Raw genomic sequence first — 16,552 nt, forward strand, 5'->3', positions numbered from 1 at the left:
TTTTAGGATTTCTAGTAGCAGTTGCAACAAATTTTTTAATAAATTAGTTATTTGCAACTTACATTAATTATTATTAAATAAAAAAGGTTCCTTTTCAATTAGTTGAAAGGAACCTTTAAAAAGAAAAATAGCGTTTGATGAACTTAAAAATTAAACGATTTGTGAAATTTGACTTTCCCAATCTTTAATAAAAGCTAGTAGTTTATCTTTAGAGGGTTTTGTTTTAAAAAATTCTAAAGCTTTTGGTTGGCTGCTTAAATGAGCAATTTTAGCTAATAAATGTAAATGGCGTTTATCATCTGCAGCAAATAAGAAAAATAATGTATTGACAGGTTTACCATCTAAGGCGCCATATTCAAGAGGTTTATCTAAAAATACAACAACAATGGCATCATGCTGGGCGTGTAAAGAATCCCTTGTATGAGGAATTGCAACGCCATTATTAAGAGCGGTAGGCATCATATTTTCACGGTCTAATAATAATTCAGTCATGACTTCAGCGTCGACGTTTAAGTCTTTAGCCGTTTTTTTCATTGTCTTGCGAATAATTTCTTCTTTTGTTTTACCAGATACATTGTATAGAACATCACCTTTATGAATCGCTCTAAATAAACTAAATTGTTTACTTCCACCTGTAGCAGGTTTTTTTTCTGCAACAGTTGTTTTGATTGATTGTGTAAATGGAGAACTACTCTGGTTTTTATCGAATTTATGAGAAATCACCCAATTTTCTATTTCAGTGCGAGAAAAATAATGATGTTTATTGATACTATAAGAAGGGATTTTTCTATCTGAAACCCAACGACGAATTGTTGTTTCTGATACATTCAATAAATCGGCAACATCCCTAATTTTTAAATCCTGGGTCATACTTCCTCACTTAATATTTATTAAATAATATTTTGAGAATGTTTATAGGAATAAACAGACTCTTACTATATCTATCGGATTATACACTTATATAAGACAAAGAGATTTTTCAAGTTTCGCAGAAAGATTAGATGAATCATGAGGTTATGTTCACAAGAAGCTTTGCCTGATGGATTATTATTATTAGGCATACAACTTTATCAACAAACTAACCGTAGATTTTCATTTTTAGTTCAACGAATAGCACAAAAAATCTACAACAAAATTAAAATTATTTCTTTTCTAATTATTCAATGAATGGTTTTATTTAGCAAGCTTTAAGTCTCTTGAAATAATTCAATAATTTCTTTTGGATTTGAAAGAGTCAATAATTTCTTTCTTCTCTCTTCATTTTTAATAGCTTGAGTTAAGTTAGATAATAATTGTAAATATTCGGTTTGTTTATCATCGGGTCCTCCAATCAGAAAAATAAGACGAACAGGTCCGCCATCTAAAGCATGCCATTCGACAGCTTTTTGAAGAATTCCAATCACAATAAAAAACCGATCATAGGAAGGGAGTTTAGCATGTGGAATAGCAGCCCCCATTCCAATACCAGTTGAAACAATTTTTTCTCGTTCAATAATTGCTTGGTAGAATAATTCTTCATTATCCAACTTGCCTGATTCATAAGCGACATGAACAAGCTCTCTTAAAGCTTCATTGCGTGTAGGAGTGCTTAAAAAAACGACCAAATTAGAATCGAGATAGTTAGAAATAGGCTTTTTTTTCATGTTCAATCTCAGAAGGCTTAACCGGTATGGCCAAATCCTCCCACTCCTCGTTGAGTAGATTCTAATTCTTCGGATAAAACAAAATTTGCTCGTAAGACTTGAGCTAGAACTAATTGAGCAATTCTCATTCCAGGTTCAACAATAAATGCGTTAGTTCCATGATTAATTAAAATAATTTTAATTTCTCCTCGATAGTCTGCATCGATTGTTCCGGGAGTATTTAAAACTGTCACTTGATGTTTCAATGCTAAACCACTTCTCGGGCGAACTTGAATTTCATAACCCTCAGGAATAGCTAATCGCATGCCTGTGGGAATTAACGCAGACTGTCCGGGAGGAATCTCTAGCGACTCTTTCAAATAGGCTTTAACATCTGCTCCTGCTGCTTCGGGAGTCATATAGAAGGGAAGTAGCTCTTCATTTTCAATTAAAGTAGGAATAGTCAACGTATTTGAATAAGATTGGGTCATGAAAATACTTAATTTTTATCTTTTGAAGGAGAAGTTTTTTTAATTAAATTTTTAGGAGTGGGGGAAGGCTCATCTTCTTCAGAAAAATTTCCTTTTAAAAAGTCAATAAGCTCGGCCAATTTTTGTTTGAGTTCAGGCCGTTTGACGATACAGTCGATCATTCCATGCTCAAGTAAAAATTCTGATTTTTGGGCTCCTGAGGGGAGTCGTTGACCAATAGTTTGCTCAATAACTCGTGGACCTGCAAAACAAATCAAAGCATTCGGTTCTGCAACAATAATATCACCTAAAGAAGCAAAAGAGGCTGTCACGCCCCCAGTTGTTGGATTCGTTAAAACAGAAATATAGGGGATACGCGCTTCATGTAACTTGGCAAGTGCTCCTGAGGTTTTGGCCATTTGCATAAGAGATAGAATCGACTCTTGCATACGAGCTCCGCCAGAGGTCGAAACAATAATTAAAGGAAGTTTTTCTTTTAAAGCATGTTCAATTAGACGTGTGAGCCGTTCACCTACGACAGACCCCATGGAGCCGCCCATAAAGCTGAAATCTAAGACTCCTAGAGCAATTTTATGTTTATTTATCATACACGTACCGACAACAACAGCTTCATTGCTAGTCGATTTTTCCTGAGCATTTGCAAGTCTTTGGGGATAGGGTTCCGTATCAACAAAATTAAGAGTGTCAACAGGTTGTAAGTTTTGAAATAACGGTTTAAAAGTATTAGGATTACTTAAACTTTTAATACGATCTTCAGTTGAAAGACGATAGTGATAATCACATTTTGGGCAGCAGTTGCTATTTTGTTCTAATTCATTAGCGTGGATTAGCTCATTGCAATGCGTACATTTTAACCATCCACTAAACCCATCCTTTTTGGTGGTTTGGATTTTAATTTTTGGCTTGTCCCGAGAGAATAATCCCATCGTTGGTATCTCAATTAATTTTTATAAGAAATATAGTATTTATTGAAAATTTGGGTAGATATATATGATTTCAATTATCTTAATAAACTATCTTGTATAACTCAAGAGCTTTTCTATATGAATTCGAAAATTAACCAATGATTCAGCTAATTTTCGAATGTTTTATTGAGAGCGTTTTTAGAAATTTAACTGCAATAAAAATTAAAAAAATTATTTACTTTTAGCAGCTTGGTATCTTTCCGCTACGTTTTTCCAATTAATGATGTTCCAAATATTTTTTACGTAATCAGCCCGGACATTTTTATATTGTAAATAATAAGCATGCTCCCAAACATCAATACCGAGTAAAGGAATGAGACCTTTTGTAGAGAGGGGGTCTTGGTTTTCACAAGTGGCAAGAGTTAAACGATCTTTAGCTTTATCATAGCCGAGCCAACCCCAACCAGAGCCTTGAATAGCGACTGCTTTCGCACTTAATTGTTCAATTAGGGTTTGTAAAGATCCAAACTCTTTATTAATCGCATCAGCTAAAATTCCCTCTGGTGCCATTCCTCCAGCTTTATTTTTTGGAGCAAGATTCGTCCAAAAAATCGAATGATTGACATGCCCACCTCCATTAAATTTAATGACTGATTGAAGAGCAATCATTGTAGATAAATCATTATTGGCTTCGGCTTCCAAATACTGTTCTAAAGCTTTATTTAAATTTGTTACATAAGTTTGATGGTGTTTGGTATAGTGAAGAGACATAATTTCTGCACTAATGACAGGCTCTAAAGCATTAAAATCATAAGAAAGATCGGGAAGTTTATAAGCTTGTGATTTTTGTTGATTCATATGGACTCCTTATAAAAGCATTTAGCTAGTTGTTAACGTTTTCTAATGGAGAGGAATAATTAACCATCTTATAATAAGAAATTTGCACTTGTTTATTTCATTAGTATGCTTAAATTAGTTTTTATTCAAAACTTGCATTTGGTTAAAATAATATTATTTTGAACAAATAGAGAAAATTAAGCAATAAATGAGACTTAAAAATGACCAAAAATCAACTGTTCAGTTGAGGTATGTAAGTTTGGAGGCATTGTAGGGTGATCGGACCAATTGTGACATATTTTTTATCGATGGGGAAATAGCCAAATATTTTTGCAAAAGCGTGAACAGTTGAAGGACTTGTAAAAACTATCTCGTCAAATTGTTCTAATGAAGGGATGTATTCAGGTTGCCGAAATTGAGTATCATAAAAAGGGCAAGCGTAATAATTCAAGTGACGATCAGTAAAAAAATCAATTAAAACAGAACGAGCTTGGGCAGAATGGGGCCAAAAGAAGCTGGCTTTTTGAAGAGAAAGGGGATGCAATTCAATGATAAGTCCCTCTGCCGTTTCTTCTTTAGCAATTAGCGCAGGTTGAATACCAAGGGCTCGCAAATGAGATCCCGAGACTTGACCAACAGCTATCGAAGTTTTAGATTTCCAATCGTCTAATGATAAACCGAAATGAGAAAGATGGTCATGTAAGAGATGAATACTCGTTTTAGAAGTAAAAATCAGATGCGTAAAAAGGTGAAAGTCGCGAAAAGCTTTTTGAATGCAGGGATCAGTCAAAGGGCGAGGAATAATTTTGATTAAAGGGCAATGAGTTAATTGGTCAGTGTAGCGATAATAAGCGGGATTTAAGCCTGTGTATAAGATTTTTCTCAATTTTTTCTCACATCTAAGCAGGCAAAAAGAGTTTGCATTCTTGTATCGTCCTTCCGTGCGATAATGGCCAGTTGGCCTTGCCCTTCTACCGTTGTTCCTGGTAGGCGAATACGATTCAAATGCGTTAAACCCAGCCGGATTAGTGCAGCTTCAGCCACCACAACACCGTCCGCCTGTTTTTTTTCAAGCAAAGCTAGTCTTTGGTCAATGGTGCCTCTCAAATCTAAAAAAATGAAATCGTTTCTTAATAATTTGACTATATTTTCTCTTCTTATAGAAGAAGTCGCAATTCGTGAGTGAGGAGGAAGAGTTTGTAAGGTTTCTCCATCGCGCAAGACCAAGACATCACTGCAGTCGACGCCTTTTGTTAGACAAATGAGTTGAAGGCCATCTGGAATTGGATCAGGGAGATCTTTTGCCGAATGGATGCCAATTTGACACTTTTTTTGAAGAATAGCTTCATCAATTTCTTTGGTAAAAAAATTGGTTTTATCAAGGTCTCGCAATGAAGTTTTTTGATCCAGATCACCTATTGTGTCGAAATAAGAAATGGTAAATTCTATAGAAGGATAAAAAGATCTAAGTGCTTTTAAAATCTCTTGTACTTGCGCACGTGAGAGTGGTGAAGAACGAGCCCCGACAGAGATAGAATAGGGTTGGGAATTATTTGAGTAAAGCATCGATCGCTTCCTCAACAAATTCTACGCCTTGTACCACAATCTTTCGAAGAATATCTTCAGCAATTCCTTTAGCGTTTCTTTTAGGGATAATGCAACGTCTAAATCCCATATGAATGGCTTCTTTAAGTCGACTTTCAATTCTCGGAACGCTTCGTATCTCGCCTCCCAAACCCACTTCTCCAACGACAGTTGTTTCGGGGTCAATGATTGAATTACGCATTGAAGAAGCCGAAGCTAAAAGAAGGCCTAGATCGATGGCAGGTTCTATAATTCTTAGACCTCCTGCGACGGAAACAAAAACATCACATTTATGAAGTTGATATCCCATCCTTTTTTCAAGCACAGCAAGTAGTAGAGCAAGTCTATTTTGATCTAATCCTGTGCATCTTCGTGAAGGAGTGCTAAAGACTGTTTGCGTCACTAAAGCTTGTACTTCAATAAGAATAGGGCGAGAGCCTTCTAACGTAGGTATGATGACAGATCCTATGCTATCTTTTCTTCGTTCTTCTAAAAAAATTTCGGAAGGATTGGGTACTTCAACCAGCCCTGATTGTTTCATTTGGAAGACTGCAATTTCATCTGTAGGGCCAAAGCGATTTTTAACAACTCGAATCATTCGATAATGGTGTTGTTTATCACCTTCAAAGTAAAGAACAGTATCCACAAGATGTTCTAAAACTCTTGGACCTGCAATTTCGCCAGATTTTGTGACGTGTCCAATTAAAAATGTTGAAATCCCACGTCCTTTCGCTAAATGCATAAACTCTGTTGTAGTTTCACGTACTTGTGTCACCGATCCTGGAGCTGAAGTAATTTCGCTTTTATAAACGATTTGAATCGAATCAACGATTAAAACATCAGGGTTGAGTTGATCGATTTGAGATTTTATTAAAGAGAAATTGGTTTCCGAAAGTAAAAATAGATTATCTGTTTGAATGCCCAATCGATTAGCTCTTAAAGAGGTTTGATCAACAGACTCTTCTCCACAAATATATAAGACAATAAGTCCTTGTTTGGCTAAAGCATAAGAAAGTTGTAGCATCAAGGTGGATTTTCCAATACCTGGATCACCTCCCACTAAAGTGAGCGAACCCGGAACAAGTCCTCCTCCTAATAAACGGTCACATTCTCCAATCTTCGTTTGAATACGTGGTGTTTCTTGGAGTTTTACTTCTTTCAATTTGATGGGGCGGGTTGTAATAGCGGTTTGGGACTCAAAACGTTTAGGGAGAGAAGATAATTCTAATTCTTCTTGAAAAGTATTCCAGTTTGTACACGAAGGACATTGTCCTAACCATTTAAGTTGTTTATGCCCACATTCAGAGCAATACCAGACAGTTTTTTGCTTAGCCATTTAAACGTACCTTTAAGAAAAACATTAAGGAAGTTCAACTCGTGAAAGAGCATCAGCAGCGGCAGCTTGCTGAGCTTCTTTTTTGGATGTTCCCTTTCCTCTACCTAATTCTCTATCTTGAATCCAAACAGAAATTTGAAAAACTTTACTATGATCAGGACCTGATTCATGTAGAACTTGATATAGAGGGGTTTGTTGATAATTTTTTTGGCAATAATCTTGTAATAGAGCTTTCCAATTACGTAGAGGGGTCGCTAATATTATTTCAATATGCTGATGGAAGTTTTTAAAAAGAAAATCCTTTGCTGCTTGGAGACCTCCATCCAAGTAAATGGCTCCAATGATAGCTTCAAATAAATCTGCCAAAATAGATTCTCTACCTCTTCCATCATTCATGCGTTCTCCTTTTCCAAGTAGTAAATAGCCACTTAAATCTAAGGATTGAATGTAATGCACACACGAGCTGGCTTCGACGAGGCGAGAGCGTAAATAAGAAAGTTGTCCTTCTGGAGTTTCGGGGAGTTTACAATAAAGATAATCGGAAATTAACATACCCAGTACAGAATCTCCTAAAAACTCCAAACGTTCGTTATGTTGGTTAACTTCTCGATTTTCATTGATAAATGAACGATGTACAAATGCAAGCACGAGGAGTTGTGGATCTTTAAAAGTATAGCCTAATTTGGCTTCAATGGCAGGAGCTTGTTTAATTACATGTTCAATTGGATTCATGTAAAGTATTCTAGGCAACAATCCTTTTTTCTGCTAGCCTTATTCGATTCAGTTAGTCACTTATAATTGAACGCATTATATTACCTCATTATTATAATTTTATTTTATGAAATTTGCTATTGCTAAAGAACATAGAGATTTTTTTCAAAAAAATGGTTTGATAGAATTTGAAGATTTTTTATCAGAAGAACAAGTATCAACTGTCAATCGGGCAATAGATCAAGTTTTGACTGAACGTTTAAAAGTGACTCCTCAACGTCTAAAACTTCTTTCTTCTGAATGCGCATTTTCTCAAGGAAGAGATTTGTGGCGATCAAATGAAGAGCTAAAAAAAATCGTTTGCCAGCCAAAATTTGCTGAAATAGCTGCTGAATTAATTGAAAAAAAACCTTTGCGTTTAGGATATGACCAGTTATTCCCGGCTCATTACCAAACTAAATTTAGTTCTAAACAACAAAGAGTTTATGCACAATTTCTTGAACAATCTCTAAGTTTAGAATCGATTAGTGGCGTAAGTGGCGTCCTTTGTGGTTTAATGATATGTCTTGGAGAAAAAGGTGAGTTTTTTTCACAAGAGCAATTCTCTATTGAAGGAATAGATATTTATTCAAGGCAAGCAGGCCATGCTATTTATTTTAATCCAAACGCTCTAGTGAATTGGCGTAATTTTTATGCGCATTCTGCTTATCGTTATTTTCTAATTGTTTATACGCAAACCCATTCTCATTATCAATTACAGGTAAATGATCCTCATACTCATTTTCTTAAACAATTAGGATATATTTTTAATGATAAATTGAACGATCGATTACATCCGATCGTTTATCGTTAGAGTTTAATCTCGTGGAATGGCAACTAATTGATTCTGGCAAATTGTCTCCGCAAGCCATTATGGCTAAAGATGAAGAATTACTAAAAAATCTTCAGCAAGAAAGTCTTCCTATTCTCCATCTTTATGATTGGAGTGTTCCTTGTTTAACTTACGGTTATTTTATTGATCCGCAAAAATATTTGAATTTAGAGGCATTACAAAATTATCAGATCGGTTTAGCCCGCCGTCCTACTGGAGGTGGAATTATTTTTCATTTAACCGATCTCGCGTTTTCTGTGTTATTGCCAAGTAGTTATCCAGGTTATTCTGTTAACACCTTAGAAAATTATGCCCTTGTGAATCGTCAGATTGCGCATGCAATTGCAGGTTTTAAAGATAAACAAGCGACTCCTGTACTTTTATCTAAAATTTCATCTCATGAAGCTGATTATCAAGGATTTTGCATGGCGAAACCTACTCAGTACGATTTAATTATTGATGGAAAAAAAGTAGGGGGCGCTGCCCAAAGAAGAACCAAACAAGGATTGTTACACCAAGGAAGTCTTTCTTTAGCCTTGTTGCCAGAAGAATTATTAAAAAATGTTCTTAAAAATCAAGAAGTGACTAGTGCAATAAAACAACAATCTTATTGTTTGCTTCCTGAAGCTTGGACTGATCAGGACTTGAGGCAAGCTCGACAAACTCTAAGGGATTTGATTCAGATGGAATTGACTAAGCGATCATGAGCTAAAAAAAATATGAGATTATTAGTGCGGAAATGATTAACTACATAATTAGATATGCCGCGAGCAATAACAAATAAAGGAACGGCTGGACAGATAATACTGATAATGATTTTGGTATAATAACGGATTCTATCCTGAGTAATAGACTCAACAATGGGATCAATCACTTTGTCAAAAATATTTTGAACTTCATAGTAGTCTCTATTTTTAAAGCAATAATCAGAAAAAGCAACTTTCAAAGATTCTTGTAAAACTCTCATACCTAAAATAGGAAAGAACGCGAAGTCAGTTCCTTTGAATAGTTTCTTGACATCTGGTTCAGAAATATCTGAAAGACCTCCAATTGGCTCGCCGTCAAATAGATAAACTTTATTACTTCCATCGCCTGCAAATCGAATGTTATTGATATGCATGTCTGTTAGATGAGTGTGCTTAATAACTAAACAGACTTGTTTAAGAATTTCAGCTAGTTCATTTGGATTGTTTTTTGCTAAATCAATAAATTTTTGGATATTGTCATATGAATTGAGAATAGAAACTTTTTTTGATATGACAACATATTTCTTATGAATTGGTGCATTTGTTGCGGTATCAGGAAGGCGAAATAAGTATTCTTTACACGCTTCAATCCGATCTAGATGCTGTTTTTTTATGTATTGTCTAGCTTTTTTCATTGTTACAACCCGTAAAGGGTTTAACACATCATTGGGAACTCGGATATTTTTCGTTCGATCTTGTGAAAACCAGTCTTTAAATCGACAAAGCCAAAAAGGAACACGGGCAGCAGAACAAAATCTAAATATTTTTCCCGATCCTGGATGTGCAAAAGAAGTCGTGATAGAAAAGTTTTGTTTGATGAGAAAATTAGGAATCAGAGGATGTCCAAGAACAATTCCTGCTATATCATCGCAAGATGAGTAAAGTTCAAATTGATTTTGTTTAAGCAGATATCTGTCTAGAGGAGTAATAATAGAGGATTTTTTTAGAAAATCCCCGATTTTAGCACCATTGACTTCAAGATGGAAATCTAAAATGTCTGCAACTAACTTTGCTTGCTCAGGTTCGCGAGAGTCAAAAGAATAATCATCAATATTAGCTTCTATATTTACTTCCGGAGAATGATAATAAGAAACATTTAGTTCATAGAAATTGCTCCAACTGTCAGATATAAAGTTTGCAAGAGATGTCATTGATTTGTTACTCATAAAGTTAATTATGAGAAATATTTTATTTTCTCTGATAATTTAAATCAAACTGATTTATTAATTAAATCTTCGTTTAATTGATTTAATTTTTATGGTTTATTTTAGACAAAATGAAAAATTAAACGGCTACTATTTTTTCAATATATGTATCCCACCTTTCTTGTCTTGCTTCAGGCATTAAAATTGTTTAGAGGAAAGAGTATTTTTGATATAATATATTCTCTTTAAGAATAAAAAATTTGCGTTTTTTTGTTTGTAAAAGTCCTTACAATGCAGATTTTATGAGATTGTAAAATTCAATCCTTACACATTTTGCTAATGATTTAAATCTGGAGTTACTTAATTATGCTCGATTTTTTCCGGAGATACCAAAGGTATTTTTTCTTTGTAATTACAGTTGTAATTATTATTTCATTTTCATTTTTTGGTACCTACAGCACACTTGGAACAAACTCCTGGCGTGAACAAGTCGCTTTTAAAGCTGTCGATGGGAAAGAAATTACTCGTGCTGAAGTAGATGAAATGGCAATTTTTCTAGCTACTGATAATGAAGATAAACGTTTATATAACGGAGTTTGGGGACCCAATTTCCTCAATGACGGAGTCATTCGTAAAGATTTTCTCGAAACAGGCTTAGCGCAAGAACTTGTTGAAGCATATCAAAATGAAATGAAAGATCCCTTGAATAAGCGCCTCGAAAAAGAAAAAAAATTCACTCTTTACACGCATCCACAAGCACCTTTTTTAAGCGTTGAAAATGCTTGGGGGTATTTTTCTCCTGAAATGAATGAGCATTTTAAAATTTTGCAATCGACTCATGATAACGTGAGTCCTAAAGCTTTTGATAGTCGTGTTAAGTTGTTTTTAGCAGAAAAGAAATTTTCCCCTGCAATGCTTAGACAAGTTTTGCGTTATCAAGAAAAACAATATAACTGGTTAACTCCTGATCAAGAATTAGATCGAATAAATCTTTCTTTATTTGGTTACCACACACTGGAAGATTGGTTTACCCCTTACTTTACTCGACTCGTTAGCGAATTTATTATTAATACTGCGCTTTTAGCAGAACAGCAGGGTTATGAAGTTACAAAATCAGAAGCAATTGCAGATTTGATTCGCAACACTCAAATCAGCTATCAACAAAATCAAAATAATCCTTCAATTGGAGTACCTTCTCCAGAAGAATATTTTAATGAGCAGTTACGCCTCTTGAATATGGATCAGGCAAGAGCAATCAAAGTTTGGAGGCAGGTACTTTTATTTCGTCGTTATTTCCAAGATGCGGGTCACTCTGCCTTAGTCGATACGTTAGCTTATCAAGTATTTAATAATTATTCGTATGAAAGTGTCACTGTTGATTTATATCGTCTTCCTGCTGCTCTAAAATTTGCTAATTATGATTCGCTTCAAAAATTTGAAGTCTATTTAAATATTATTGGTAAAGGAGATCGTAAAGATTCACTTTCACTTCCAGAAGAATTTTTAGATGTAGTAGAAGTAGAACGTGTTTATCCCGAACTTGTTCAAAAACGTTACGAATTAGAGGTCGCTCAAGTTTCTCAAAAAGTTTTACAGGCTCGTATTGGAATTAAAGAGTTATGGAGTTGGGAAGTTGATGATAAGAATTGGGAAATACTTAAAGTTCAATTTCCAGATTTAGCTTTAAGAAAAGCAATCACTCGTGAAGAACGTTTTAGTGTTTTAGATGACTTAGATAAAACGACGCGTTCGAAAGTCGATAGGTTTGCAAAAGAGGCTATAGTTCGCTCTCATCCAGAGTGGATTCTTGAAGGTCTATCTAAAGTGAATTCTCAAAAAATGAATGTTGGACTGCGAACAACTGGTGGTAAAATTCCTTTTACGGGGTTGGATAAGAAGGAAAAGCGCCAAGAATTTATGCAATTACTAGATCATGCTATATTAGGGGAGGCTCCTACGGGAGACTTGAAAGCATATACAGCTGATAATCAAAATTACTACCAGATTAAAGTATTAAATCGTGCTCCTCAATCTGAAATTTTAACTTTTGAAGAAGCCAATCAAGATGGAACGATGGATGAAGTACGTATGAAAGCTTTAGAAAAATATTACTTGGCAATCAGAGAGCAAAGTCCTAGCACTTATCAAAAAGAAAATCAAGAATGGAAATCTTTTAAAAGTGTTCGAGAAATAGTTGCAGGCGATTATTTTAGTAAGGTTTTAATAACTTTACAACCTGCTCAGAAAACTCTCTTAGCTAGTGAGAAGGAACCTGCAAATTGGAGTAAAGATCAAGCGGCGTCTCTTCGACTTTACTCCTATGTTCAACAAATTAAAGCGAAACTAGAAAAAGATCCTTCATTAGCAAGCCTATATGTAAAAAATCAAGAGTTAGAGCAAAAACCTGTATCTTTAAAAGATCAATGGTTATTAGAACGGACGAATGTCTCTTTAACTCGTCAAGATCAAAAAGATGGTATCAATACAGAAGAAGCTTTTATTCTTCCTGTAACGGCTTGGTCCAATTTATCCACTCCAGTTAATGGAGATTTAGCATTTTTCCAAGTTAAAGAAAAAGGGGAAGATGTTTCTAAAAAGGAAGTTGCTATTGCTGAGCAAACTAAAAAAGCTCAAGCCATTTTATCAATAGATGTTCAAAAAGTGTTAATGCACCACATCTTAGATAAAATTAAAGCTAAAGATGCTATTTCATTAAGTTACCTTCAAGTTTCCCAAGAGACTTCAACAGACGAATCAGCATTAGCAAATCCTGATTTTTAAATATTAAGAATCAGGAATCATATAACAATGATGGTTCCTGATTCTTTTTTACACGAAAGGGAAATTCTAGTTTTATGGATGAAAATGAATCTTTTTCTTTGAATCCTATTGAGTTTTTTGCTTTATCCTGTGATTGTCATCACTTAGCAAAAAAAGAACAGGTGCCTGCGTGGCCGTCATTTGGTTTACCAGACACTTCATCATTAACTCATGAGTATTTGTTTTCTAAAGTTGCGATGGGATGGCACGAAGAAGGGATTGCTTGGCAAATCCAGGTTAACCAACCCTACACAAGATCTTCCTATCCTGATTTAACGAAAGGGGACAGTGTCGAGTTGTTTATTGATACAAGAGATTTGAAATCCGCAGGATTCAATACCCGATTTTGTCATCATTTTTATTTTCTTGCTGAACCTTTAGAAGGAAATAGATGTGGAGAAAAAACGCATTTTCGAACAGAAGATAACCATCCCTTGTGCGATTCGCAACTCCTACACAGTCAGACACAATTAGCGAAAGATTCATATAAATTAAAAATTTTCATTCCAAAGCAATGTTTATATGGATATGATCCCAAACAATTTGATCGTTTAGGCTTTACCTATCGAATTAATCGCGTTGGTGGTCATTCTCAACACTTCTCGGTTGTTTCAGAAGATTTTCAAGTAGATCAACAACCCTCTTTATGGGCATCGGTAAAGCTTATTAAGTAACACCAAAATCCAAATTAAAATAATGCAAACTGCTTTATATTCTCGCCATCTTAATCTTCAGGGTAAAATGATTGATTTTGCTGGATGGAGCATGCCTATTCATTACAAAGGTATTTTAGCAGAGCATCAAGCTGTGAGAGAAAAAGTTGGGTTGTTTGACGTCTCTCATATGGGAAAAATCGATATTCGAGGACCTGATGCAGAGCGTTTTTTAGATTACCTTTCCACGAATCGTATTGTAGGAAAAGGGTCAAACACAGCTACTTATACTGTTTGGTGTAACTCTCAAGGAGGATCTATTGATGATGTTATTATTTATCGTCATTCTTCGACCCATTTTTTTGTCATTGTAAATGCAAGTAACCGCCAAAAAGATTTAGCTCATATGCAAAAGCAGGCAGCTGAGTTTCAAGTAACTATTCAACCTCAATTTGAAAATTCTGGGATACTTGCTTTACAAGGACCCTCCTCGTTTCCATTAGTCGACATGCTTTTTCCAGGAAATTTATCATTAAAACCTATGTCGTTTACGTCGATTCAAGAACTAGATCAACCTTTGATTCTTTCGCGTACAGGTTATACCGGAGCTGGAGGATTTGAATTTTATGGTACAAATGAACAAATAATTTCTTTATGGGATCGCCTGCTTAATACAGGAAAAACTTTGGGAATTGAACCTATTGGGCTTGGAGCAAGGGATACACTGCGTTTAGAAATGGGTTTTGCTTTATACGGGCACGAAATATCAGATACTATTGCCCCAACTGAAAGTGTATCTGCTTGGGCAGTAAAATTTGATAAAACTGATTTTTTAGGAAAGCAAGCCTTAAAAAGCCTTGAGAAATCACCCATAAAGCGAATGGCATATGGGATCAAATTAAAAGAACCTGGTATCGCTAGACAAGGCTATCCTGTTTTTAAAGATGGTATTAGAATTGGAGAGGTTACCTCAGGTTCTATATCCCCTTCTTTAAATGAGGCCGTTGCTTTAATTTTAGTGGATACACCACTCAAAATCAAACAAGATATTAAAATACAAATTCGGCAAACACAATGCCACGCTGAAGTGGTTCAATTGCCTTTTATTAGGAAAAACAGATGAAATATACAGATTCTCATGAATGGGTTGTTTTAGAATCGCCTGATGTAGCTCGTATTGGTGTGACGCAGTTTGCGCAAAAAGAACTCGGTGATATTGTTTATGTTGAACTGCCAACTCTACATAAAAAAGTTACTGCTGGACAGGAGGTGGTGGTTTTAGAGTCTACTAAAGCGGCCGCTGATGTTTATTCTCCTGTTAGTGGAGAAATCATTGAAGTGAATCAAAATTTGTCTACTCAGCCTGAACTCATTAATCAGTCTTCCGAAAAAGAAGGATGGTTATTTAAACTTCGTTTATCTAATTCCTCAGAATTAGACTTATTAATGGATGAAAAGGATTATCATGCGATGTTAAACGGAGCATAAATGGATTTTATTTCAAATAAAACTCCTCAAATTGAAGCCATGTTAACTGAAATTGGGATTCAAAATGTTGAAGAATTATTTAAATCAATTCCTTCTTCGTTGATTTTGCAAGCTCCTAGCGTAGATGACGGGCTTTCTGAATATGAGGGAATTCAATTAATAGAGTCATTAGCGGTACGTAATACTTTCCCTAATTTAGTCAGTTATTTAGGAGCCGGAGCTTATGAACATCATATTCCAGCCTTAGTGGGAGCTGTCTGTAGTAAATCTGAATTTTTGACTGCTTATACTCCTTATCAGGCCGAAGCTTCTCAAGGAATGCTCCAAATTATTTTTGAATTTCAATCTGCTATATGTGCATTGACGGGAATGGATGTTGCCAATGCATCTGTTTATGATGGAGCTTCTGCTTGTGCTGAAGCAATTTTAATGTCTCTTAGACATCATAAAACAAGGAGACGAATTCTCCTTTCTGACAGTTTACATCCCCACTATAAAAAAGTTATTGAACAATACCTCAAAAGTCAAGATTGTGAATTAATTACTATTCCTTTTTCACAAGAAGGAACTTTAGATGCCTCTTTTTTAAAAATGTATTTAAATGATCAAACAGCTGCGATTCTTTTACAATCCCCCAATTTTTTTGGTTGCATAGAAGATGTTCAACCTATTACTGAAATGGCTAAATCTCAAGGAGCCTTAACAATTCTTTGTGCAAATCCTATTTCTTATGGACTGTTATCTTCAGCTAAAGAATTAGGTGTAGATATTGCTGTAGGTGATTGTCAACCGTTTGGACTTTCTCTTTCTTTTGGAGGACCTTATGCAGGCTATATGGCTTGTAAACAAGAGTTAATGAGACAATTGCCAGGCAGGATTGTTGGGGAAACATTAGATGTTCAAGGGAGGCGTGGTTTTGTTTTAACACTCCAAGCACGAGAACAACACATTAGAAGAGAAAAAGCGACTTCCAATATTTGTACTAATCAAGCTTTAGCAGCTTTAGCTAGTTTAGTGGCAATGCTCTGGTATGGCAAAGAGGGTGTGAAAGAATTAGCATTAACGAATTATCAAAGAGCAAATTATTTGAAATTTCACTTAGATAAAATTTCTACAATTAATGTTTGGAATCAAGGAGCTTCGTTTAATGAGTTTGTCGTTGATTTTAAGCAAGATTCTAATCAAGTTTTAGAGTTTTTTCGGTTAAATGGAATTGAACCTGGGATCGAACTAAAACGATATTATCCTTCTTTAAAAACATGCTTACTGATTGCTGTCACAGAAACGAAAAATCAAATTCAATTGGATCAATTCATTAAAGTTTGTAAAGAACTCTTTTAAAA

General features: G+C 35.0%; 17 protein-coding genes. 7 read left to right on the plus strand and 10 right to left on the minus strand.

Features of this window, described 5'->3' with window-relative positions; translation table 11 throughout:
* Positions 1–150 precede the first annotated feature (150 nt).
* The 9 genes from TY19_RS06140 to rnc form a co-directional block, all read right to left on the minus strand.
* Positions 151–870, minus strand: coding sequence for a PTS sugar transporter subunit IIA (locus TY19_RS06140; protein ID WP_042281006.1), 720 nt, complete (start codon positions 868–870; stop codon positions 151–153).
* A gap of 317 nt (positions 871–1,187) precedes the next feature.
* Entirely contained in the window at positions 1,188–1,643 is a 456-nt protein-coding gene (locus tag TY19_RS06145) for a PTS sugar transporter subunit IIA (RefSeq protein ID WP_042281007.1), read from the minus strand.
* Positions 1,644–1,660: 17 nt separating this feature from the next.
* Positions 1,661–2,113 carry a dUTP diphosphatase gene (gene dut / locus TY19_RS06150; RefSeq protein ID WP_011174818.1) on the minus strand — a complete coding sequence of 151 codons (453 nt, stop codon included), beginning with the start codon at positions 2,111–2,113 and terminating at the stop codon, positions 1,661–1,663.
* A gap of 8 nt (positions 2,114–2,121) precedes the next feature.
* A complete protein-coding gene (gene accD, locus TY19_RS06155) occupies positions 2,122–3,039 on the minus strand; it encodes an acetyl-CoA carboxylase, carboxyltransferase subunit beta (RefSeq protein WP_039356395.1) in 918 nt (305 codons plus the stop codon).
* A gap of 210 nt (positions 3,040–3,249) precedes the next feature.
* Complete coding sequence (locus tag TY19_RS06160) at positions 3,250–3,876, minus strand: Fe-Mn family superoxide dismutase (RefSeq protein ID WP_042281010.1); 627 nt, start codon at positions 3,874–3,876, stop codon at positions 3,250–3,252.
* Between the two features lie 211 nt (positions 3,877–4,087).
* Positions 4,088–4,741, minus strand: a complete 654-nt coding sequence (locus tag TY19_RS06165) for a uroporphyrinogen-III synthase (RefSeq protein WP_042281013.1) — start codon at positions 4,739–4,741, stop codon at positions 4,088–4,090.
* Entirely contained in the window at positions 4,738–5,421 is a 684-nt protein-coding gene (locus TY19_RS06170; RefSeq protein ID WP_226988491.1) for a hydroxymethylbilane synthase, read from the minus strand. The genes TY19_RS06165 and TY19_RS06170 overlap by 4 nt, the downstream gene beginning before the upstream one ends.
* On the minus strand, positions 5,405–6,775 hold the full coding sequence (gene radA / locus TY19_RS06175) for a DNA repair protein RadA (RefSeq protein WP_042281018.1): 1,371 nt from the start codon (positions 6,773–6,775) through the stop codon (positions 5,405–5,407). Before radA ends, TY19_RS06170 begins: the two co-directional genes overlap by 17 nt.
* Positions 6,776–6,799: 24 nt before the next feature.
* Positions 6,800–7,507 carry a ribonuclease III gene (gene rnc, locus TY19_RS06180; RefSeq protein ID WP_042281019.1) on the minus strand — a complete coding sequence of 236 codons (708 nt, stop codon included), beginning with the start codon at positions 7,505–7,507 and terminating at the stop codon, positions 6,800–6,802.
* A 106-nt stretch (positions 7,508–7,613) separates the two neighbouring features.
* Here rnc and TY19_RS06185 point away from each other — a divergent pair, with 106 nt between their 5' ends.
* Together TY19_RS06185 and TY19_RS06190 are read left to right on the plus strand one after the other, a co-directional pair.
* On the plus strand, positions 7,614–8,339 hold the full coding sequence (locus TY19_RS06185) for a hypothetical protein (protein WP_042281021.1): 726 nt from the start codon (positions 7,614–7,616) through the stop codon (positions 8,337–8,339).
* Between the two features lie 11 nt (positions 8,340–8,350).
* Positions 8,351–9,064, plus strand: a complete 714-nt coding sequence (locus TY19_RS06190) for a lipoyl protein ligase domain-containing protein (RefSeq protein ID WP_042281023.1) — start codon at positions 8,351–8,353, stop codon at positions 9,062–9,064.
* On the opposite strand, the gene TY19_RS06195 is transcribed toward TY19_RS06190, so the two are convergent.
* Positions 9,037–10,254 (minus strand): hypothetical protein, encoded by a 1,218-nt coding sequence (locus tag TY19_RS06195; protein WP_042281025.1) that lies wholly within the window; start codon positions 10,252–10,254, stop codon positions 9,037–9,039. The two genes, TY19_RS06190 and TY19_RS06195, sit on opposite strands and share 28 nt — an antisense overlap.
* Before the next feature lie 360 nt (positions 10,255–10,614).
* Here TY19_RS06195 and TY19_RS06200 point away from each other — a divergent pair, with 360 nt between their 5' ends.
* The 5 genes from TY19_RS06200 (at position 10,615) to gcvPA (ending at position 16,550) form a co-directional block, all read left to right on the plus strand.
* On the plus strand, positions 10,615–13,029 hold the full coding sequence (locus TY19_RS06200; RefSeq protein ID WP_042281027.1) for a SurA N-terminal domain-containing protein: 2,415 nt from the start codon (positions 10,615–10,617) through the stop codon (positions 13,027–13,029).
* A 74-nt stretch (positions 13,030–13,103) separates the two neighbouring features.
* Positions 13,104–13,742 (plus strand): hypothetical protein, encoded by a 639-nt coding sequence (locus TY19_RS06205; RefSeq protein ID WP_042281029.1) that lies wholly within the window; start codon positions 13,104–13,106, stop codon positions 13,740–13,742.
* A gap of 22 nt (positions 13,743–13,764) precedes the next feature.
* Positions 13,765–14,844: a glycine cleavage system aminomethyltransferase GcvT gene (gene gcvT, locus TY19_RS06210; RefSeq protein WP_193354027.1), complete on the plus strand. Its 1,080-nt coding sequence runs from the start codon at positions 13,765–13,767 to the stop codon at positions 14,842–14,844.
* Entirely contained in the window at positions 14,841–15,209 is a 369-nt protein-coding gene (gene gcvH, locus TY19_RS06215) for a glycine cleavage system protein GcvH (RefSeq protein ID WP_042281033.1), read from the plus strand. The genes gcvT and gcvH overlap by 4 nt, the downstream gene beginning before the upstream one ends.
* Positions 15,210–16,550, plus strand: a complete 1,341-nt coding sequence (gene gcvPA / locus TY19_RS06220) for an aminomethyl-transferring glycine dehydrogenase subunit GcvPA (protein WP_042281035.1) — start codon at positions 15,210–15,212, stop codon at positions 16,548–16,550. It abuts the gene before it with no gap.
* Positions 16,551–16,552 lie beyond the last annotated feature (2 nt).

This window comes from Candidatus Protochlamydia sp. R18 (assembly GCF_000648255.1).
In the GTDB taxonomy this organism is placed as follows: domain Bacteria; phylum Chlamydiota; class Chlamydiia; order Chlamydiales; family Parachlamydiaceae; genus Protochlamydia; species Protochlamydia amoebophila.